The sequence below is a fragment of the Pedobacter nyackensis genome (genome assembly GCF_032678475.1).
GTDB classification, from domain to species: Bacteria; Bacteroidota; Bacteroidia; order Sphingobacteriales; family Sphingobacteriaceae; genus Pedobacter; species Pedobacter nyackensis_A.
The window spans coordinates 154,709-175,875 of record NZ_JAVTSF010000003.1; the positions used below are offsets into that span (position 1 = coordinate 154,709).

At 39.7% G+C, this 21,167-nt stretch carries 17 protein-coding genes; 10 read left to right on the top strand and 7 right to left on the bottom strand.

Features of this window, described 5'->3' with window-relative positions:
• Nucleotides 1–6 precede the first annotated feature (6 nt).
• From R2Q84_RS11625 to R2Q84_RS11640, 4 genes are all read right to left on the bottom strand, one after another.
• A complete protein-coding gene (locus tag R2Q84_RS11625) occupies nt 7–3,117 on the bottom strand; it encodes a SusC/RagA family TonB-linked outer membrane protein (RefSeq protein WP_316816712.1) in 3,111 nt (1,036 codons plus the stop codon).
• Between the two features lie 445 nt (nt 3,118–3,562).
• Nucleotides 3,563–4,918: a SusD/RagB family nutrient-binding outer membrane lipoprotein gene (locus R2Q84_RS11630; RefSeq protein ID WP_316816713.1), complete on the bottom strand. Its 1,356-nt coding sequence runs from the start codon at nt 4,916–4,918 to the stop codon at nt 3,563–3,565.
• Nucleotides 4,919–4,944: 26 nt separating this feature from the next.
• Nucleotides 4,945–8,187 (bottom strand): SusC/RagA family TonB-linked outer membrane protein, encoded by a 3,243-nt coding sequence (locus tag R2Q84_RS11635; protein WP_316816714.1) that lies wholly within the window; start codon nt 8,185–8,187, stop codon nt 4,945–4,947.
• A gap of 198 nt (nt 8,188–8,385) precedes the next feature.
• Nucleotides 8,386–10,872 carry a M14 family metallopeptidase gene (locus R2Q84_RS11640; protein WP_316816715.1) on the bottom strand — a complete coding sequence of 829 codons (2,487 nt, stop codon included), beginning with the start codon at nt 10,870–10,872 and terminating at the stop codon, nt 8,386–8,388.
• 91 nt (nt 10,873–10,963) lie between these two features.
• On the opposite strand from R2Q84_RS11640, the gene R2Q84_RS11645 reads away from it, so the two are divergent.
• Nucleotides 10,964–12,265, top strand: coding sequence for a UDP-N-acetylmuramoyl-tripeptide--D-alanyl-D-alanine ligase (locus tag R2Q84_RS11645; protein ID WP_316816716.1), 1,302 nt, complete (start codon nt 10,964–10,966; stop codon nt 12,263–12,265).
• On the opposite strand, the gene R2Q84_RS11650 is transcribed toward R2Q84_RS11645, so the two are convergent.
• From R2Q84_RS11650 to R2Q84_RS11660, 3 genes are read right to left on the bottom strand one after another with little or no spacing between them, the layout of a single operon-like run.
• The gene (locus R2Q84_RS11650; protein ID WP_316816717.1) at nt 12,266–12,736 is read right to left on the bottom strand and encodes a gliding motility lipoprotein GldH; all 471 of its coding nucleotides are present in this window, start codon (nt 12,734–12,736) and stop codon (nt 12,266–12,268) included.
• Nucleotides 12,729–14,201 (bottom strand): regulatory iron-sulfur-containing complex subunit RicT, encoded by a 1,473-nt coding sequence (locus tag R2Q84_RS11655; RefSeq protein WP_316816718.1) that lies wholly within the window; start codon nt 14,199–14,201, stop codon nt 12,729–12,731. Before R2Q84_RS11655 ends, R2Q84_RS11650 begins: the two co-directional genes overlap by 8 nt.
• Before the next feature lie 6 nt (nt 14,202–14,207).
• On the bottom strand, nt 14,208–15,350 hold the full coding sequence (locus R2Q84_RS11660) for a hypothetical protein (protein WP_316816719.1): 1,143 nt from the start codon (nt 15,348–15,350) through the stop codon (nt 14,208–14,210).
• A gap of 220 nt (nt 15,351–15,570) precedes the next feature.
• On the opposite strand from R2Q84_RS11660, the gene R2Q84_RS11665 reads away from it, so the two are divergent.
• The 9 genes from R2Q84_RS11665 to R2Q84_RS11705 all read left to right on the top strand — a co-directional run bounded on the left by R2Q84_RS11665 (nt 15,571) and on the right by R2Q84_RS11705 (nt 21,107).
• On the top strand, nt 15,571–15,879 hold the full coding sequence (locus tag R2Q84_RS11665; RefSeq protein ID WP_316816720.1) for a type II toxin-antitoxin system RelE/ParE family toxin: 309 nt from the start codon (nt 15,571–15,573) through the stop codon (nt 15,877–15,879).
• 4 nt (nt 15,880–15,883) lie between these two features.
• Complete coding sequence (locus tag R2Q84_RS11670; RefSeq protein ID WP_316816721.1) at nt 15,884–16,180, top strand: HigA family addiction module antitoxin; 297 nt, start codon at nt 15,884–15,886, stop codon at nt 16,178–16,180.
• Between the two features lie 30 nt (nt 16,181–16,210).
• On the top strand, nt 16,211–16,624 hold the full coding sequence (ruvX, locus tag R2Q84_RS11675; RefSeq protein ID WP_316816722.1) for a Holliday junction resolvase RuvX: 414 nt from the start codon (nt 16,211–16,213) through the stop codon (nt 16,622–16,624).
• Nucleotides 16,625–16,638: 14 nt separating this feature from the next.
• Complete coding sequence (locus tag R2Q84_RS11680; protein ID WP_316816723.1) at nt 16,639–17,274, top strand: O-methyltransferase; 636 nt, start codon at nt 16,639–16,641, stop codon at nt 17,272–17,274.
• Between the two features lie 3 nt (nt 17,275–17,277).
• Nucleotides 17,278–17,958, top strand: a complete 681-nt coding sequence (locus tag R2Q84_RS11685; RefSeq protein ID WP_316816724.1) for a glucosaminidase domain-containing protein — start codon at nt 17,278–17,280, stop codon at nt 17,956–17,958.
• On the top strand, nt 17,958–18,866 hold the full coding sequence (locus tag R2Q84_RS11690) for a glucosaminidase domain-containing protein (protein WP_316816725.1): 909 nt from the start codon (nt 17,958–17,960) through the stop codon (nt 18,864–18,866). The genes R2Q84_RS11685 and R2Q84_RS11690 overlap by 1 nt, the downstream gene beginning before the upstream one ends.
• A gap of 48 nt (nt 18,867–18,914) precedes the next feature.
• On the top strand, nt 18,915–19,667 hold the full coding sequence (locus R2Q84_RS11695) for a hypothetical protein (protein ID WP_316816726.1): 753 nt from the start codon (nt 18,915–18,917) through the stop codon (nt 19,665–19,667).
• Nucleotides 19,664–19,987 carry a hypothetical protein gene (locus R2Q84_RS11700; RefSeq protein WP_316816727.1) on the top strand — a complete coding sequence of 108 codons (324 nt, stop codon included), beginning with the start codon at nt 19,664–19,666 and terminating at the stop codon, nt 19,985–19,987. Before R2Q84_RS11695 ends, R2Q84_RS11700 begins: the two co-directional genes overlap by 4 nt.
• An 82-nt stretch (nt 19,988–20,069) precedes the next feature.
• Nucleotides 20,070–21,107 carry a DUF3078 domain-containing protein gene (locus R2Q84_RS11705; RefSeq protein ID WP_316816728.1) on the top strand — a complete coding sequence of 346 codons (1,038 nt, stop codon included), beginning with the start codon at nt 20,070–20,072 and terminating at the stop codon, nt 21,105–21,107.
• The last annotated feature ends 60 nt before the right edge of the window (nt 21,108–21,167 follow it).

Genomic DNA, 21,167 nt, shown 5'->3' on the forward strand with positions numbered 1-21,167 from the left:
ATCAGATTAAAAACCTACTCTTAAGTTTAATATAAATGATTTGGTTCCTGGGTTGTTATAAAAATCATACCCAGATAAGTTTTGTGAACCTCCGGTATCAACACCAGAACCAGTCAAACTTGTTTCAGGATCAACACCTTTGTATTTTGTAAAAAGTAGAAGGTTTCTTGCATTTGCACCAACTTCAACATATTGGAGTGGTGATTTAGGATTGGTTTTAGCAATGTTAAAACGATACGATAGATCTACAGACCTCAACCTAACCCAGGAACCATCCTGAAACGCCAGTTCATTTGTTGCACCACCGCCACCTAAATATTGATTAAAATAAGAGAATCCTGAGATTTCCTTTGCATTAGGCTGACCTTCATTTGGGCCACTCGACACTACACCTGGTACCACATAGGTTCTTTCCCTATCTAATGATTCTATAGATTTACCTCTAAAATTTAAGTTAGCCCAAGTACCGTTCCAGATCTTTCCACCTTTACGGAAATCCCACAAGAACGAGAGATTCCATGATTTATAAGAGAACGAGTTAGTTACCCCTGATAACCATTTTGGAGCAGGGTTACCTTGTGATCCCAATTCGTCCGCTGTCTCAGGTAGCCCCGAGTCTGGATTAATTAGAACCTGACCTTGATCATTTCTAGCAAATTTCGCTCCATACAATACCCCGAAAGGTTGTCCAACAATAGCATAAGATAATGGATCAGAAAATCCAGATCCTAATTGCAAGCGGGTTACACCAGGAGCCAACTCCAATACTTCATTTACATTTTTTGACCAATTAACATCAATATTCCAATTGAAATCCTCTTGCTTGATGATATGAGCACTTAAATCAAGCTCAACACCAGTGTTTCTCATTTTTCCAATATTATGGTAATATGATTGGAATCCTGATGAAGCAGACACTGGTTGTTGAATAAGTAAGTTTTTAGATGTTTGTCTATAAAATGTTGCATCAAAACCAATCCTGTTTTCCAAGAATTTTAACTCTAAACCAGCTTCAAGACCACTATTTCTTTCTGGCACAAGATCCTTCGCAAGAAGAGTTGACGAAAGCGCATAACCCGGCTGGGTTCCTAAATATGGAAAGCCGAAACCATTGGTCAGTCCATCAGCAATAAATGGAACGGTATAATAAGAACCAATGCTATATGGCGCAGGAGAAATACCAACATTAGAATACGCAAATCGTACTTTACCATAACTTAATACTTTTTTATCTTCTAGTAAGTGACTAAACACGTAGGAAAGATCGGCCTTAGGATAAAAGAACCCTTTTCCATCTCTTCCGAAAGTACTAGACCACTCATTTCTTCCTGTTAAAGTCAAAAACACGATGTTTTTGTAGTCTAAAGTAGCATCTGCAAATATCGCTTTGCTATTTTGATATTGTTCAGAATTACTTACAAATAAATTTCCCGCAGAAGCGAAATTATAAAAATCGTTTACACTTAAGCGCTTTCCTCTGGCAAATGATTCCTGATACTGGGAATAAGTATAGTTAGCACCAACTAAACCGTTAATAGTGAAGGCATCCTCAGCTCCAAAACTCTTTTTAAATTTAACTAAGAGATCTGAATATAAGTTGCGAAAATTAGCTGTAGTTCTGTTTACCTGTCCTGTACCATTCGCATCATCATTACCTCTTGAAGTAAGCGCAAACACTTTTCTGCCGGCAGTTGCATAACTGTCAGCACCAACTTTCCAGGATACAGAAAAAACATCGCTAAGCTTTGCATCTATGAATGCATTTCCTGTAACCCTATTGTTTTCTTCATTATACGGATTGTATTTAGAAGAGAAGAATGGATTATCATAACTTGCGAAATATTTAATCTGTGACTTAGTTTCCTCATTGTAAAAATTACGGCCATCAAAATCAACCGGCATCCTCATTAGGGCAAGCATAACTCCTGAGACGTCAGATCCGTTTGCAGGCGCCTGAATTCCTGTATTTGTGTAACTCATTGTACCTCCAATAGAAATTCTACTGGTCAACTTAGAATCACCGGTCATTCTAACACTATATCTATCTAATTTTGAATGAGGGATTACGCCAGTCTGGTTTGTGCTACCGAAAGACACCCTAAATGAACTTTGATCATTTCCACCATAAAAAGACAAGTTATTGATGTACGTGTGACCAGTTTTGAAAAAATTATCCGTGTTATTGAAAATTTCCTTTCCTGAAGCTATTAGATCTGGACCCCAGCTATTTGGTGTAGTATTATCATAAGCGCCATTTAAACCCTGACCATATTTAGACTGAATTTTAGGGAGTCTGCTTACAGAGGTGAAATCAGCAGAACTACTAAAATTGATACCAATACCTTTTCGTCCTTTACCTCTTTTAGTTGTATAAATAATAGCCCCGTTACCAGCAGATTGTCCATACAATGCTGCCGCTGCTGGCCCCTTTAAGATACTTACGGACTCAATGTCGTCTGGATTAATATCTAACGCACGGTTTGGAGTCTGAGCTCCTCCAAGCGTGTTGTTGTACGGGTTATCTCCTGCATTAACATTATTTACAGAGTTATCCATCGGAATTCCATCAATTACAATCAATGGTTGATTATCTGCCGAGAAAGATGCCGGTCCCCGTAAAATAACTTTACTTGAAGCTCCAGGAGTACCACTTGAAGAAGTAATAACAAGTCCACTTGCTTTTCCAGCCAACCCTTGTATTGCGTTAACCTCTGCAGATTTTACCAAATCCTCACCTTTGACTGACGAAACTGAATAGCCAATTGATCTTTCCGCTTTACTAATGCCTAATGCAGTAACGACCACCTCGCCCAATTGCTGAGCATCAGTAACAAGAACCGCATTTACAACATTCGAAGACCCTAAAGGAATAGTCAATTGTACATAACCAATGGATGTGAATTGAATTGAAGCTGATGATGATGCCACTTTAAGTGAATATTTACCACTCGCATCTGTTGATGTACCTGCCGAGGTACCTACGATTTTTACAGAGACTCCTGGGATTGGTTGTCCGTCGTCCTTTCCTGTAACTGTACCAGTAATTGTTCTGTCTTGTGCCATAGCAGCTCCCGCTACGAACATCAAAATGAACAAACTTTGTAAAAGTTTTTTCATAAGAAATTAAAATTTAGGTTAGTTAATAATATTCAAATATACCAAATATGTTATGCGTGCATAACAGACCACGCTTACGCCACCCGATTGTGACAATAACGTGACACACAATATCAACAATAATAGGATATAAAAAGTTTTAATTCAGAATATTATACTGAATTAAACTAGTTTAAAAATACATTATTCCGCATCGACAAGCGTTCAATATGTGTAACAAAACTTTTAACACATTTTAACACTTTATGTAAATTATTGTTGTAAACAAGTGCATAGGAAAGTTTTCACAATTAAAAAAACCAGTAAAGTCCTAGAACTTGTATGATTTAATGGAAGAATTACCTGATTTCATTTTTGAATTAAGCAAAAAAATGGTTTGCATAAAACATAAAAAAGGCAGGAATAAACATCCTGCCGTAAGCGTATAACTAGCTCCTTAAAATCACTAAGGTACATCCCACCAAACCCGTTTCAACATACTCGTATTTCTAGGTGCATTAGAATTATTTCTTTGCTCTCCAGAAGGGTAAAGAAGTGTTCTGGGTAATGCACCTCCCAATGCACTTCCCGGAGGCGCAACCAATGCCGGAAGCGCGGTCCTTCTCCAATCAGACCAAACCTCAGGGTTTAAAAACATAGCGATGTATTTCTGGGTCATAATATCTGTCATAGTTATTGTAGCTGCGGTTTTTGCAACCGTAGCAGCATAAGCCGGATTATTTATCGTCCGCAATAGATTTGCTGTAACTGCTGCATTGTAAGCATTAGCCGCAGCAGCCCTATTCTGAGCTAGTTTTTGAAACTGACATTCCGCTTCTATAAACTTCAGCTCATCATAACTCATGAGCACAACAGGAGAAGAGGAATTTCCATACAAAGTACCCAATCCTTCCGCTCCATCGCTGTAAACAGCTAGCCGGGGATCTCCCGTAGCATCCATGATATCATAGATATGCCCTGTAAAACCGATATCTCCTCGTTGGTTATTAAACTGATACCATGGGTTCTCAGTAGGTAAACTGGTTCCTGCAAACAAAACACTAGCATGTTCGCCATTCAAAAATCCTTGAGGAACCTCCAGCAAAGCCCGGTCATAAAAATTCCGGTCTATCTTAGCCCTATGAAGGTAAAACTTCGCTTTTAATGAATGTGCAAATCTCAACCACTTGTCCAGGTCACCTTTAAACATCAGATCTTCTGCTCCAGGCTGAAACGCACTTCCATCCGGAGTACCCAGACTTGTAATCGCTTCATCCAGTAGCTTATCCAGCGCATCATAAATTTGCTGCTGGGTATCATATTTAGGCTGCAAAACACCAAGCCCTTTAAAAGCCTCACTGTAAGGAACGTCACCCCATAAATCAGTTGTAAGCCCCAGATTATTCGCCATCAATACTTTAGCAACCGCAGCATAATGCCCCTGATTCATTTCGTTTGCTTTGGTTAACATTGAATTGGTATTATTCATAATACCGCCCCCATACAAACCCGCGGTCCACATATTATCTACATCATCAGCTGAAACCGCATAACGGTTAGCCGATATAGACTGATTGGCAATGCCCGTAACCTGCTGCATAAAAAGTGAGGTAAACCTCGAAGCATCTCCACCCCACAAATATCCGGTCGATTGAATAATACCAGGCAAAAGACTGGAAGGCACAGGGTCTTTTAATTGCGAAGGGTCATCGTTAATACCTTCGTAAAAGTACCCCTTTTTACAAGAAGAAACCAAGCTCATCGTCCCGATCAGCAAGATTAAGCTAACTCTTGTTATATTATTTATATTTAAAGATTTCATGTTCTTTATATTTAAATTAGTACAGATTAGAACTTGAATTTCAGATTCATGCCATAACTGGCTGTTCCCGGGTTATTAAAATAATCCATCCCTTGTGAACTGGTTGCTCCGGTTAAGCTTGTTTCAGGATCTATCCCATGATAAGGAGTCCAGATGATAATGTTTCTGGCAAAAAAACCAGCAGTCAGTCCTTTAACAAATTGTTTCCCATCTGTTTTAAACAATTTTTCGAAATTGTAAGTCAACGAAATCTCTCTCAATTTAATAAAAGAGGCATCCTCAATAGCGGCCTCATTTAAATTTCCAAAGCCTCCGCCATCACCCAAATACCACGCTTCATTCAAAGAAACACTCTGTGTATTAGGCCCACCAGGACCCGGCACCTCATTTCCTGAAGCATCTGAATGCACCAGATCGCCGTTCACATTCAGATGTCCCAAAACACCTGGAAATAGCATCTGCGTATTTCTGTTATTAGTCAGGTCCGATGTACCTATTGCCGCCAAAGAAGCCCTGGTACCATTCCAAAGATCTCCTTTAAATTTCCAATCTATCAATGCGTATAATGAAACCCCCTTATAAGTAAATGTATTACCAAAGCCCATCAGAAATTTAGGGTTAGGATTGCCAATTTGCTTTTGAACATTGGTGTTTGACAAGGGATATCCTGGATTATCACGATCATCGATAACCATATTACCGTTCGCATCATTGGTATAACCATATCCATAAATCACACCAGCTTCCTTGCCAGGTAACTGGGCAATAACAGTCCCGGTAAAACCATTAAGCGTAATCTGGTTTACCCCGGGGGCCAGCGATAACACCTTGCTTTTGTTTGTGCTAAAATTTAGAAAAGAAGTCCATTCAAAATTCTCGTTCTTAATTGGTGTGCCTGTAATTTGCAATTCCAAACCTCTATTCCTTATAGATCCTGAATTTAAAGTAACAAACTGATAACCTGTAGATCCCGGAACCGGAGCTTCAACAATTAAGTCCTCACCCTTACTATAATAGAAAGTCAGATCCATGCCTAAACGGTTATTGAAGAACTGCAATTGTGTTCCTATTTCGTACGCTGTAGTTTTTTCAGGCTTTAAATCCGGGTTCCCGAGGACATTGTCTAAACCAAAAGACCCAAAACCATTTGAAGGAAAAGAAATACCACTGGTATAACCATCAGGAAATGTTGTTGGCACATAGTAAGAATTTAATAAAAATGGTCCGGGGTCTTTACCTACCTGTGCAATAGAAGCCCTAAGTTTACCCATACTCAACACTCCTCCTTTAACTCCTTCCAGTTCAGAGAATATAAAACTCAAATTTACAGAAGGGTAAAAGAATGAATTCTTTGATTTTGGAAGCGTCGAAGTCCAGTCATTTCTACCTGTGGTTTCCAAAAACACCATATTTTTATACGCAAGATTTAGGGTATAATAAACACCCCATTTCCTATATGGAGTTACAAAATTGGCAGACTTCACGGCCTTTGCATTATAGATATTATCAAATCCCGGGGCAATAAACCCATCGCCCTGAACATAAAGCTCATCCAGCTTCCTGTTGTATAAGTTTCCTCCTACTTTTCCATCGAAGCGCCATTTATCGTTAAACTCTTTGGTGTAGCTTACAATCAAATCAGAGTTTATACTTCTATAAGTGAACCGGTCATCAAAAATCCGACCTCCATCAAAAGCACCGGACTGAAGCTCATAATACTGATGCCGATTATCATTATAAGTATCCAGACCGCCTCTATAGGTCGCGCTAAACCCATTTCCAATCGTATAATCCAACTGCAGGTTTCCCATCAACCTATTCAGCAGTGTTTTGTAGGGATTTTTATTGATTGTCCAATATGGGTTATCATAAATCCCATTCCTGTATGAGCGCTGTAAACCGTCGCTAAACAAAAACGCTTTTGGATCATCTGCATCTTTGGCACCATTAGAGTTATCAAATGATATAGGCGTTCTGGTTAATCCCAGCATAATACCCGACAAGTTACTTCCTTGTTGAGGCATATTGCCATCGCTGGTTATGTAAGTCATGCTGGTCGCCAATTTTAGCTTTTCCGATATTTTCAAATCACCTGCAAAACTCACTGAAGTCCGTTGGAAGTTCTGTAGAGGGACAATAGAATTAGAGTAAGCGTTACTCACTGATGCTCTATAAACTGCAATGTCGTTACCTCCACTCACAGAAACTGAGTTACTAAAGGTAGCGCCTGTCCTAAAGAAATTTCTCAGATTATCATACGGAACAAAAGGGGTTTTAGCAGTAGGATCTGTATTTAAAACAACATCTCCATGAACATCATATTCATTAGGTATTCCATTCCAGGACACGTCGCGAACATGTGGTCCCCATGAATAACGGTTGGTGGAAGAAAAAGGAGCAATGACCCCTCCGGATCCTTTAACCCATTGATTTTGAAGGCCGGGATAACGGTTCACAGCATCGAATGAAATACCAGTATTGAAATCGATCTGAATCTTCCCTGCCTTACCTCTTTTAGTGGTAATCACTATCGCTCCATTTGCCGCATCTATACCATAAATAGCCGCAGCAGCCGGACCTTTCAAAATAGTTATACTTTCTATATCGTTCGGATCGATATCCGCTCCCCTATTCGAATTCGATGCACCTTGTAATAAGTTATTCTTTTCGTCGGAAGGATCGCCTGAATAGTTTTGAGAATTGTCGACCGGACTTCCATCGATCACAAACAAAGGTTGATTATTTCCGGTCAGGGAATTTGATCCACGCAACTGGATATAGCTTGAAGAACCTGGTGTACCTGATGAAGACGTGATCTGCACGCCGGCAACTTTACCTGAAAGGGATTTTATAACATCTCCCTGATCAGCCCTCCTCAAATCATCTCCTTTTACACTTTGAGCAGCATAACCCAATGCCCTTACTTCACGCTTAATACCAAGCGCAGTAACAACAACCTCACCCAGCTGCGTTGCATCAGAAAGCATCACCACATCAATAACATTTGATGCGCCAATGGTTACGACCTGCCGTAAATAACCAATAGAAGAAAACTCCAGAGAAGCTTGTCCCTGCGCGACCTTTATCGCGTACTTACCATTTGCATCTGTTGATGTCCCGATAGTAGTCCCAACAGCTTTTACAGATGCACCCGGAATCGGAGTTCCGTCGTCTTTTCCTGTAACGGTACCCGTAATTGTCCGATCTTGTGCCATTGTAACTCCGACAATGAGCATCAACATGAACAAACTTAGTGTAAGCCTTTTCATGATAAATTAAAATTTAGGTTAAAAAATATTTAAACCATTTATCTTAACTCAAAACATCATTCGGGGAGAGAGGCCGGGGGATTAACTAAACTCTGGACTTAATTGATATATAATAAGAAACGAAACAAACGTCACAAACACTGATCCTGGAACAATGATTCTTATAAGATATTCTTTACTGAGCGCCTTTTTCACATATTAATTCACCAAAAAAACAGAATTAACGAACATTTGTTTTCCGTTTTCCCAAAAAGACCGAAAAAGCACGCTCGATCCAAGAAAAATGACAGTTCCTTTACCAATGGGCTGCAAGCCAAAAAGCATACCGGTTCCTAATTTTTTAAGTGCGGTCTCACCAACAATACCGGCCATATAAGCATCAGGCCTTAAAACTCCGGTATTCCAGCCATGCTTAAGAAATTCGTACAACCTATCGTCTGTTTTTAAAGTATAGTAGTAATTGCCCAGTCCTGCAGAAATCGGATGGCTTCGATCCAGCTCTACTTTAAAAATGGCGCCAGGTATGGCATTTGATAAATTACTTCGCTTACGACTTAAATATTTGGGGAGTTCATCAACCGAAACTTCTTCTTTAAAATATTCCTTCTTTTGAATATCAAAAGGCTTTTTGCTGATAACACTGGCTATTGCATCCTCCATTAAAATCAGTTTACCTCCTATCTTTATCCAATCTTCTATTTTCTCATTTACATCTTCTCCGTAGCCCCCATCTGGTAATATTAAAGTGTTAATCTTATTGATATCCAAAACACCAATATCATCTAAGCTGATTACAGTAACCGGATAACCTAGCTCTTGTTCAAAAAAATGCCATACTTCTCCCATACTTTGTGCAGAAACCTCTGCTCCTGCAACAATTGCAACTTTTGGGACACTTAATATGGGATAAACAGATGATCCAAAGTCCTTTCCCCTATCCACGAATCCACCCATCACCGGGAAAAACAAGGTGCCGCATGCTCTTTGTACATCAGCAATTTTAGTAGTCAGTCCTTTAACCTGCCGTTCGTTTTCAACCCTGTATATTAACAAGGACCCTACGGGGTATTCTTTGCCATTAGCAGTAAATCCCTCTTCCGCCAACCTTACCTTGATCCCCAGCCGCTGCAAAGCAATCAGCGTTTTGGCATCATCAACCGAGCCCCAGGGAAAAATCCAGGCATAAGGCTTCTGCCCGGCTACCATTGGAACTTTTGGCTCTTCGAAAGACGGATACACCCCCTTAATAGATTCTTTGATAGCATAAGCATTTAAACCATAGGCATAAGGTAATGCCCAGGCGGTAATGTCGTAAGTATTCGAATCCTTTATCATGGTTTGCGGTTCGAAAAGCACATTAGCTAACACCGCAGCAGGCTGCTTCAGGTTTACGATTAAATCATTCCGTTCTACTTTAAAATCGCTGTTTTTTCTTGTTTCATAATTATATCCCTTTCCTGCCCCGTCGCCCCCGAAAGCAAACTCCACACCATTCCGCTTTAAAAGCGAAGCTAGTCGCTTTATTTTGCCTAAATTCTGACCTTTTATCAGGTAGCTTTTAAAAACTCCCGGAGGGGTAAGTATTGCATTCTCAAAATATTTTTTAAACTCGTCAACAAGCTTATCGGTATGTTTTGATGCTGTTTCAATAGTGGCCATCCCAGCTGTAAAATGATGGTCTATCCGATCTTTCAGCGTCAACGTATCGCCATCACTGGTAACTACCGCCAAACCCGCGCCTATCCCACCCTGCTCGTAGGTCATACCCACCGCACCATTATATAAGGGATAGGTATCTCCATAAGAAGGATACAGCAAATCAAACTGTTCTTTAGTAAAATACTTCCAGCCTTTTTGATCAAAGTATTTCGCATTATTTTTCCCAACTATAACCTGAAACTCCCTTTGCCAAGGTGTGATATCCTGATGAATGGGCTCGGCAGCCGGGGCAAAGTAATAAGGTTCATTATAGTTCTGTTCATGAAAATCAACATGAACTTCAGGCATCCATTCCCTATATAAAATCAAGCGCTGCTGTGTTTCAACCTGTGATTGCCATGCCCAGTCACGATTAAGGTCGAAATAGTAATGATTTGATCTGCCTCCCGGCCAGAGCTCACGGTGTTCCCTTGCCATCGGGCTGGCATTAGGCTTTACCCCCACAATACCATTGAAATAACTCACATACCGCTCACGGCCATCCGGGTTTAAACAGGGATCAATAATCACAACAGTGTTTTTTAACCAATCCTGTATTTTTGATGTTTTAGCCTCAATCAGCGCATGCATTGTTTTTAAAGCCGCCTCTGTCGCACTCGCTTCATTCCCATGAACATTATAACTTAACCATACAATTGCTGGCAGCTTCGGTACTTTCCCTTCTATTTTTTCAGCTCTGCTTAGACTGCGGTTATTCTTTTTAATCTGCTCCAGCTTCTCCATGTTCTCTCTCGCAGAAACAATACCCACCAGCAACTCGCGCCCTTCATAAGTTTTGCCATAATTGACCACTTTTACATTTTTGCTGGCCTTAGCCAGGTATGCAAAATAATCTAGCACCTTATCATGAGGCGTAAACTTATCCCCAAGGGGATAGCCCAAAAACTCGTCAGGCGACTTCACCTGCCCATTTACAGCAGCCCACCCCAGCAATAAAAACAGAAAAGGAAACCTAAAGTATTTCATAGTGAGGAATTAATATACCTAAAGTACTAAAGAATATTTTTTGTTTCTATTCCTTAACGTAATTTTACAGCTTCATTCATCAAATTATTTTATGTTCAGCACCGAATCTTTGTATCAGCACTATCTTAAACATCCGACAATATGTACAGATACCAGGAGTATTGCTAATGGCTGTTTGTTTTTTGCACTTAAGGGTGACAAATTCGATGCAAATACCTTTGCTGCACAGGCATTAAATGAAGGCGCTGCTTATGCAATTATAGATAATGAATCCTACAAAACTGATGAACGTTGCATTTTAGTGCCGGATGTTCTGACTGCACTGCAAGATCTTGCAAAGCACCACCGAAGTCAGCTCAATATTCCAGTAGTAGGACTAACCGGAAGTAATGGTAAAACCACCACTAAAGAACTGGTCAACGCTGTTCTTTCACAGAAATATAAAACCTTTGCCACTAAAGGCAATTTAAATAACCATATCGGGGTTCCGCTTTCTATCCTATCTCTAACACAGGAAACAGAGTTAGCAGTGATAGAAATGGGCGCAAACCATCAAAAAGAGATCGAATTTCTATGCGGGATTGCGCAACCTACCCATGGATTGATTACCAATATAGGCATGGCCCATTTAGATGGTTTTGGAGGCTTTGAGGGTGTCAAAAAAGGAAAAGCAGAGTTGTTTGCCTATCTTAAAAACCACGAAGGAATTGCCTTCATCAATAGAAACAACCCTTATTTGATGGAAATGAGGGAAAAGACCGACTTAAATAAAGTGGTTTATTATGGCACGGAAAGCAGCGATACCGTATCAGGAGAACTACTTAAATCTGATCCTTTTATTGAGCTGTCGTGGAGTAGTAAAGCCGGTTCTTTTCAGACAGAAATCCATTTAACTGGCGCTTATAACTTCGAAAATATACTGGCGGCTATTTGTATCGGGCAATTCTTTGAGGTATCGCCTGCGGCCGTTAATGCTGGTTTATCAGGCTATCAGCCGAATAACAACCGTTCACAGATCACTAAAACAGCAACAAACACGGTCATTTGCGATTTTTACAATGCAAATCCAAGTAGTATGGCTGCGGCCCTGGCAAATATTGAACTTTTAAACAGTACACACAAGACTGTTATCATCGGAGATATGTTTGAGCTTGGGGATGAGTCAGCAGCACAACATCAATACATTATTGAGCAAACTGAAAGGCTGCATATCGATACACTTATTTTTATAGGTAAGCACTTTTATGAAGTGAAACAAACGCACAAAGGCTTTTTCTTTGCCACCCCAGCTGAAGCACATGCTTTTTTAAGTGAAAATCCGGTAACCAACAGTCTGGTCTTACTAAAAGGATCAAGAGGAATGGCCTTAGAGCAATTGCTGCCCTTGCTTTAATTAATTCGCTTTCGCCACCCTGATCCCCACATCACTTACTTCTGTAAGCGGATTATCGCGCATATTCTGTTCCAGTTCCAGTTCATATATACCCGGGACTGGGAATTTAAAATTGGTCAGCAAGGGGAATTCATAAGTATACAAGTTCCCGGAGCCAGACCCATTCCACTGTCCATCTGGCTGCGCCAGCTTAAACTCGTAACGTCTGCTACGCTTTTTTTGTGCTGTTTTTAAATTCAACAGCACAAAAATGTTTGAATACCTATAGTCTGAGGTATGACGTAGTTTAATATATATATTATAAATCTTATTGCTATCCTTAATATCTACCGTTGCCTTAACCTTATCTGCATAACTCCAGTTACGCGAACGCATGGTATGGTTTACATCGGTAATATTATTGGTATCACAACCACTAAACAATAATGTGAAAGTGGTAGCAAGCAAGATTAAAACTTTGCAATTATTCATTTTTAGGCTTATCCGATTGCTTTTTTCTACGATTATTCCTATTTCTGTTATTTCTGTTTCCTGCCGGTTTTTCTCCATCAGGCTGTTCCGCTCCTGCTGCGGCTTTAGACTTAGGAGGTTGCCCTTGCCCTTTAGGCTGCCCCTGTCCGGCATTTTCCTTTTTATTTACGTTCGGCTTGTTCTTGCCCTGCTGAGGTGGTTTAGTCCCTCTATCTGTACGCTCAGATTTATTCGGCTGTTCAGCACGTACCGGCTTTTCTCCTTTGTCAGTCCGGTCCGCTCTATCCGTTCTCTCCGCATTGTTTCTGTTGCGGTTTTGGTTGTTATTCCGATTATTGTTATTCCTGTTTCCTTTATTTCTGGGTTTATCATCCAAACGGGTTAAACTATCTTGTCCAACCACATTTTCGTAATCAGGAATTTTATCGATTACCGCAGTACTTACCAGTTCCACTGCTTCTTCCTTAAGATTATTAGGCTTTTGCCCCTTTTTATTCATGGCCATAATCTCTTTCACACGGTCGACCTTCAAGGGAATCCAGTCTTCCGTATTTGGATAGCTAAACCACATTAACTTTTTAAAGATGTCTGTTTTTTGATGTCTGGCAACCCCTATTTCGGTCTGTAAGCTTTCTATACGATCCGGAATATCTTTCAGTGCATCCAGATAAGTATCGAGTTCATAGTTCAAGCAGCATTTCAACTTACCACATTGTCCGGCCAGTTTCAGTGTATTTAAAGACAGGTTTTGATACCTTGCCGCAGCAGTTGATACTGTTTTAAAGTTCGTTAACCAGGTAGAGCAGCACAGTTCCCTGCCACAAGAACCTATTCCACCTAACCTTCCTGCTTCCTGACGCATACCAATCTGCCTCATTTCAATCCTGATGCGGAATGTTTCGGCCATTTTCTTGATCAGCTCTCTAAAATCTACCCGGCCCTCAGCTGTGTAAAAGAAAGTTGCTTTTGTTTTATCTCCCTGATAATCAACATCACTTATTTTCATAGATAAACGCAGATCAAGCGCAAGGGTACGAGCTTTATGCATGGTTTCCCACTCCATAGATTTCGCAACTTTCCATTTCTCTACGTCAGCTTCTGTTGCTTTTCTATAAACTTTCCTTGTTACCTGGTCGACAGCGGTTTTTCTACGTTTCATTTGTATTCTTACCAGCTCGCCGGTAAGTGAAACGTGACCGATATCGTACCCACCTGTAGGTCCTTCAACTGCTATAAGCTCACCAATTTCCAGGTAAATATTATCGCTGTTTACAAAGAATTCTTTCCTTGCACCTTTAAATTTAACTTCTATTACCTGAAAAGGTTTATAATTTGAGGGCATGTCCAAATTCGACAGCCAATCGTAAACTTCCATTTTTCCGCATCCACCAGTAAGGCAAGAGCCATTACTTTTGCAGCCTGCGGGGGCGCAACCGCCACCTGTAGAACAACTTCCACATCCCATAATTAATTATATATATTGAGTCCCTTTCGGGAGCGTTTTAAACTTAATTATTTTTACCAATTGTAAAGATACATCTAAAAACAGAATTTTAGGGTTTGCATTTCTTTCAATATGATAATGCGCCTTCTCCAATTCAGCGATAATGGCATCCGCCATGTTCAGGTCTAACACATGAGTAGAAAGCTTTTTGGCGGTTTCTAAAGCCCTCACGGGCAATTTCACCAGCTCATCTGCCCCACTGAGCAACAGGCTACACTCCCGTAAAAAGCTAATCCCATATTTTAAAAAGTTTTTCTGATTTTCCCTTCCCCAACTCGCCGCCTGCTCTACAAAAGCGGTTAAATCCAAAACTCTGTTGCCATATCCCATCCTTAACCACTCAGCAAATTTATCTGCATTTTCATTATGCGTATTGGATACTAAGGATTTAGCTTCTATTAGATTTCCATCTGCGAGAAAACTGTATTCTGTAGCCTGATTTTCTGATAAACCGTGTCCCTCCATCAAATAACTTTCTACTGTCGCATGCGAAAGTTTAGGTATTTTAACAATCTGGGTTCTCGATAAAAGTGTAGAAAGAATCTGCTCCTGGTTATTGGCGACTAGAATAAACAGCGTATTCTGAGGTGGTTCTTCAATAATTTTCAGTAAGGAATTACCCTCCTTATCCAGGTATTCCGGCAACCACATGATCAGAACCTTAGTGTCGGCCTCGAAAGCTTTGTAGCTCAGTTTTTTTATAATATCGTGGCACTCGGCAATATTAATATTCGCCTGTTTATTTTCTGCATTTAATTTTGAGCGCCAGATATCCATATCAAAATATGCATCTCCCAGCAACATGCTTCTCCATTCTTCCAGCACATCGACAGCCGTTTTCACGTCTTTGGAGGCAAAGAATGGATACGAGAAATGCAGATCGGGATGAATGTATCTTTCGTATTTACGACATGAAGAACATACACCACAGCTATCATCGGCTTTTTTATCTAAACAATTGATGTATTGCGCATAGGCAATGGCCAAAGGTAAGGCCCCACTACCATCGCACGACAGAAACAACTGGGCGTGACTAATCCTGTTCTCGGCAACTGTCTGTATCAATTGCGCCTTTATACTCTCCTGACCGATGATCTCTTTAAACTGCATTTGGTGCAAAATAACAAAATTTTGAGACTTGCAGACCGCTGCACTTTAAAGTTGACAAAAGTTTCAGCCAGATAGCAGATTCGGTAAGGGATTGAAATTCTTTTTACCAGCGTAATGCAGAAACTACATAGACTTGTGTTATTGCATATCGTCAATTAAACAATACAATAAGAATTAATCAAAAAACATTACACATTACGTATAATTTACTTACATTTGTATGATTATAAAATTCAACAATCTGTACCTTGAAGCATTAGCTCAGGATGAAACAAAAGGCAAACCAAAATACAATGACAAAGTCGTTTACAAATTCAGGAAAACACTAAAAATTTTACAACATGTGCCAGATACTAAAAGTTTATGGACTTTAAACGGCTTGGGTTTTGAACGGTTAAAAGGAGACAAAAAAGAACTGTTTTCTGTAAGAGTAGATTACCATTACAGGTTGATCTTTAAAATAGAACAGGATGTAATAAATATTAGAGAAATATTAATAATTAACGAATTAACAAACCATTATCAATAAAATCATGGGAAAAATCATAGACAAAAACGGTAAAGAAATTAATCTTAACATCTTAATTCACCCTGGCGAAGTACTGGCCGATGAGCTTGCAGCCAGAAAAATAACAAAGGGCGCTTTTGCCATAAAAGCAGGCATGTACCCTTCGCAACTAACCGATATATTAAAAGGCCGGCGTAACATTACCGCCTACATTGCCCTAAAGCTGGAGATGGAATTACAAACACCCGCAGAGTTCTGGCTAGGCCTGCAAATGGACTACGATTTGCAAGTTGAAAGGAACAAATTGAAGCAAATTGCTTAACCAGCAGCGTCAAAATGTTATCTTTGCCACATGCCGAGAATTATTGCCTTTGATTATGGTACCAAACGTATCGGCATAGCCGTTACTGATCCTTTGCAGATAATTGCAACCGGACTGGACACCATCCATCCCAAAGATATTATTGAATACCTGAAGAAATACCTCCTCACGGAACAGGCTGAAGCCTTTGTTTTTGGTGATCCGAAACAAATGGATGGTACTCCTTCTGATTCTGCACAACATGTAAAAGGTTTTGCAAAAACATTAAAAAAAACTTTCCCTGACATCCCTCAATACTGGATTGATGAACGCTTTACCTCTAAGTTAGCGCATCAAACCATTATGCAAAGCGGCTTAAAAAAACAAGACCGCAGGGATAAAGAACGGGTGGACACCATATCCGCAACCATCATTCTGCAATATTTTATGGAACAGTACCGTTAATAGAACATTAAAATATGAGTTTAATTAATGACGATATGCAGCAATTGCTGCTCAATTATTGCGAACCTGAGCACACTTTACTGCAAAAGATAGACCGGGAAACGAACCTTAAGGTACTCATGCCAAGAATGCTTTCCGGACATTACCAGGGCCGTGTTTTGAGCATGCTTAGCAAAATGATAAGCCCCTCAAGAATTCTTGAGATCGGCACTTTTACCGGCTATGCTACGCTTTGTCTGGCTGAAGGGTTAACCGAAAACGGTATTATTTACACCCTCGACATTAATGAAGAACTGGAAGAAATGGTTCGTGGTCATTTTGCAGAATCTGAATACAATAGCCAAATAAAATATATTATTGGTGACGCCAACGAAACCCTCGAAGTTTTAAATGAAACTTTCGATCTGGTTTTTATTGATGCAGACAAGAAAAATAATGGCACCTATTACGACATGGTTTTCGACCGTGTAAGACCTGGTGGACTTATCATTGTTGATAATGTACTGTGGAGTGGAAAAGTATTGAACAGTAACCCAGACAAGGATACAAAAAACATCACTACATTTAATGATAAGATTTTGGCAGACAGCCGTGTAGAAAAACTTATTCTTCCCGTTAGGGACGGGCTATTTGTCATCAGAAAAAAATAAAGTATGACTAAAGCAGCATTGTATATTTCGCTTTTTCTTACCTGCCTTACTTTTGGGAGTAAAGCACAAACTACAGAAGATTATATTAATGCTTACGCTGAACATGCCCAGGTACTCATGCGCGAATACAAAATTCCGGCAAGCGTCATTTTGGCTGTGGCCATCCATGAATCAGCCGCCGGCACCAGTAAAATTGCCCGCTACCTAAACAATCATTTTGGTATTAAAGGTGCTAATAGCAATACCGAAATCCGCTCTTCGTACAAGGACTACCTTTCTGTTAACGATTCTTATGACCATTTTATTGATTTCTTAAAAAGTCGTACCTCTTTTAATCACCTGTTTGAAAAATATGATCAATATGATTATAGAAACTGGGCCAGAGGGATTCATAGAGGAGGATACGCAAGAAGCAGAACCTGGACATCACAAATTATCGGTATTATCAAAAAAAACAATCTTTTTCAATACGATGAGCGCCCGGAGGATTATGTAGAACCTGTCGAACCTAAAACATTAGCTTCATCAGCAAAAAAAGTTACATCAGGAAAAACCTACACGGTTAAACGAGGTGATAACCTCCATAATATTGCCAAAGCACGCCGCACGACTCCTGCAGCAATCATGAAAAAGAACGGATTAAAAAGCCCCGCAATTAAGCCCGGACAAAAACTTAAATTATAATGAACAACAGAATACCAGCTTTAGCATTAATCGCCCTTGCTTTTTTTAGCGCTTGTAAATCCAGGCAATATAGCCGCAATAACAAGCAAATTGAAAAGGCGGCAAATAAGGCTAATCCGAATCCCAAATCCTTCACTACCTTAAACTATATTGAGACTTTTAAAGCTATAGCTATAGAGGAAATGAATAAATATGGTATTCCGGCAAGTATCACCCTTGCACAAGGTATCCTGGAGTCTGGAAGCGGAAACAGCAGTCTTGCTAAATATGCCAATAACCACTTTGGGATTAAATGCACGTCGGACTGGAAAGGGAAAGGTTATTTTAAAGATGATGACAAAGCTGATGATTGTTTTAGAGTATATAAAGACGCAAGGGAATCTTATAAAGACCATTCTGAATTTCTTAAAAGAAAACGCTACAGCTTCCTGTTTGAGTTAGACAAAAATGATTACAAAAACTGGGCAAGGGGCTTGAAACAAGCTGGCTATGCCACAAACCCTAAATACCCCGACTTGCTAATCGGTGTAATAGACCGCTACCAGCTATACCAGTATGATCAACCTGAATCAGAAAAGGATAAAATTAAACGTGAAGACAAAATCTTTTCTGAGATCAACGCGAATATTCCCAATGAAAAGAAAAAGTTCACTCCGGTTGAAACACCTCCATCAAAACAGATCGTTAAAACCCCGGACACACTAAGAATATCAACACCAGTTGTTTCGGATAGTACTACAGACAGTACCGCGCCTATCTTTAAACCCGGCAGTTATACTGTTAAACAAGGCGACACGCTTTACAATATCTCAAAACGCTTTAATGTAAGCATCGACGATTTGAAATTATTAAACAACATTAGCGATTCAGGAATAAAAATTGGCCAGAAACTTATCTTAGTTAAATAATGTTAATATTATTACAGGGATAACGTTATCTTGTAATTTTGAATTTGAATGAAGTTTTATAGCCTGGTACTCCTTTTCTATTGTTTAACATTTAAAGCTTTTGCCCAGCAACCTGCTGTGCGGGGCTTTGTGGTGGATAAGGATTCCAAACTTCGCCTGGCCAAGGTCTATGTTTACAATTCAGCCAACGATGAAGGTATTTACAACACTCCAAAGGGAGAATTTACCATTAAGGCTAAACCTGGAGATACTTTATTTGCCGTTTTACAAGGCTATGCAGTGGACACGGTTGTATTAAACAACCAGAAGTCGATATATTTTCAATTGAAATCGTTAGGAATTGCACTACGTGAAGTTTCCATCCTCGGTGATAAATTCACACCCATGGAGCGCCATGAAAAAACGCTAAAAGAGTATAAGTATGCGCTTGACAAAGGAAAGGCGAAAGATTTACTGAACCTGGGGCTGGGCGGAGCCGGGTTGGGCATTGATGCCATTTACAACTTATTGAGCCGACAAGGTAAAAATGCAAGACATCTGCAAAAGATACTGGAAAGGGATTACCGGGAGGCTATTGTTGATTATCGGTTTACGCCTGACTATGTAAAAAGAGTATTGCAGATTGGCGATTACGAGGCAGAAGACTTTATGCAACAATATCGCCCGTCGTATGATTTTGTACTCAGTGCTTCGGATTACGCTTTTGTGGTGTATTTAAGGAATAACTACGCGAACTATAAACGTAACCCTAAGGCGTTTAAATTACCTCCACTACCTAAAATAAACATTGAGAAGTTTTGAAAGCTTTCTTTCTAATCGTTTCAAAAATACCTGCCAACGCCATGGCGTTATATCCGTTTATACTTTTAAAAAACAAACATCAAAAAAATGATCCTATCCTGGTAAATCATGAACGTATACACCTACGGCAACAGGTTGAATTACTTATCCTTCCTTTTTACCTGCTATACCTGCTGAATTACCTTATTAACCTGATCCGATATAGAAATCATAGTCGGGCCTACTTCAATATTGCATTTGAAAAAGAAGCCTATGCCTGTGATCAAAAACCTAATTACCTAAAAACCAGAAAGTTTTTCGCCTGGGTAAATTACCTCTGAAAGACTGCTTTTTAGCGACGCTTAACCAATTAGTTTACTATTAAACTTTTAATAAGTCACTTTTTTGTTTTTCTTTGTAGTAATGAAGAGTTTTTATGCTTACTTACTAATAGTTTTTAGCGGTACTGCCAGCTTGTATGCTCAAGAGATTGACACCCTTCCGATTAATACGAAGGGTTTAGACATTAAACTAAAACGTAGTCCTCTGCCGTCAAGGACGGGAACTATCCCTTTCAAGCCTGTTGAGATCGATCCTATAGTCGTAGATGCCAGGGTGAATTATTGGAAAACAAGAACTTCGGTAGGCATCAACGTAAACCAGGCGACCTTCTCAAATAACTGGAAAGGTGGTGGTGTAAACTCATTAGCCGTAGGTGGTATTGTGAACTACAAAACTGAGTATAGCAAAGAAAGCTGGAGTTTTGTAAGTGAGGTAATCCTGGAATATGGTAAAGTAAAGAACAAAGATCAATTGCAAAAGAAAACGCGTGACCGTATTTTCTGGGATAATAAAGCAGCCGTACAATTGTCAAAAAACTGGTATTTCTTCGGTTCCGTCAATTTTGAATCACAATTTGACTCTGGTTTTGCCTATAGCAAAAATTCAGAGGGCAATGAATTTCCAAACCTCATTTCCAAATTCATGTCGCCAGGTTACCTAACTGAATCCTTCGGTTTTGAGTACAAACCAAGCAAATATTTCTCAACAAGGATTGGTACGGGTAGTGCCAGGCAGACTTTTGTGTTAGACACTGCTGTTTACATCACAAAAGATGCTAACTTTCCAAATGACAGGACTAAAGATAAAAAGGCGCCTACAAAATATGGTGTAGACTTTGGCAAGAAGTTTAAAAATGAACTCGCCTTCCAGATTGTAAGTAATTTCGAAAAGGAAGTTTTCACGAATACCATGCTTAAAGCCAGGTACCAGATGTTTATTCCGTATGACAGGGCGCTTGTAAACATTGATCATCGTCTTGATGTTTCCATCTCTTCCAAGTTGAACCGGCTAATGAACGTTTCACTTACTGGGGTGGGCTTGTTTGACCGCGACAATGACACCAAGATCCAGGGAAGCCAAAATCTATCCCTCGGTGTAACCTTTGTCTTCCCCCGCTAATACTTTTAATAAATCATTACCATTTCCTTCAAAATTAATACCTTTGAGGCTACAAAAAAT

What these genes read in the sequence shown, in the direction of transcription:
- R2Q84_RS11665 (WP_316816720.1), top strand. Translation starts at nt 15,571, where the DNA reads ATGATTATAAAATTCAACAATCTGTACCTTGAAGCATTAGCTCAGGAT.
- ruvX (WP_316816722.1), top strand. Translation starts at nt 16,211, where the DNA reads ATGCCGAGAATTATTGCCTTTGATTATGGTACCAAACGTATCGGCATA.
- R2Q84_RS11655 (WP_316816718.1), bottom strand. Translation starts at nt 14,201, where the DNA reads ATGGGATGTGGAAGTTGTTCTACAGGTGGCGGTTGCGCCCCCGCAGGC.
- R2Q84_RS11630 (WP_316816713.1), bottom strand. Translation starts at nt 4,918, where the DNA reads ATGAAATCTTTAAATATAAATAATATAACAAGAGTTAGCTTAATCTTG.
- R2Q84_RS11660 (WP_316816719.1), bottom strand. Translation starts at nt 15,350, where the DNA reads ATGCAGTTTAAAGAGATCATCGGTCAGGAGAGTATAAAGGCGCAATTG.
- R2Q84_RS11680 (WP_316816723.1), top strand. Translation starts at nt 16,639, where the DNA reads ATGAGTTTAATTAATGACGATATGCAGCAATTGCTGCTCAATTATTGC.
- R2Q84_RS11670 (WP_316816721.1), top strand. Translation starts at nt 15,884, where the DNA reads ATGGGAAAAATCATAGACAAAAACGGTAAAGAAATTAATCTTAACATC.
- R2Q84_RS11635 (WP_316816714.1), bottom strand. Translation starts at nt 8,187, where the DNA reads ATGAAAAGGCTTACACTAAGTTTGTTCATGTTGATGCTCATTGTCGGA.
- R2Q84_RS11645 (WP_316816716.1), top strand. Translation starts at nt 10,964, where the DNA reads ATGTTCAGCACCGAATCTTTGTATCAGCACTATCTTAAACATCCGACA.
- R2Q84_RS11650 (WP_316816717.1), bottom strand. Translation starts at nt 12,736, where the DNA reads ATGAATAATTGCAAAGTTTTAATCTTGCTTGCTACCACTTTCACATTA.
- R2Q84_RS11685 (WP_316816724.1), top strand. Translation starts at nt 17,278, where the DNA reads ATGACTAAAGCAGCATTGTATATTTCGCTTTTTCTTACCTGCCTTACT.
- R2Q84_RS11705 (WP_316816728.1), top strand. Translation starts at nt 20,070, where the DNA reads ATGAAGAGTTTTTATGCTTACTTACTAATAGTTTTTAGCGGTACTGCC.
- R2Q84_RS11640 (WP_316816715.1), bottom strand. Translation starts at nt 10,872, where the DNA reads ATGAAATACTTTAGGTTTCCTTTTCTGTTTTTATTGCTGGGGTGGGCT.
- R2Q84_RS11690 (WP_316816725.1), top strand. Translation starts at nt 17,958, where the DNA reads ATGAACAACAGAATACCAGCTTTAGCATTAATCGCCCTTGCTTTTTTT.
- R2Q84_RS11625 (WP_316816712.1), bottom strand. Translation starts at nt 3,117, where the DNA reads ATGAAAAAACTTTTACAAAGTTTGTTCATTTTGATGTTCGTAGCGGGA.
- R2Q84_RS11695 (WP_316816726.1), top strand. Translation starts at nt 18,915, where the DNA reads ATGAAGTTTTATAGCCTGGTACTCCTTTTCTATTGTTTAACATTTAAA.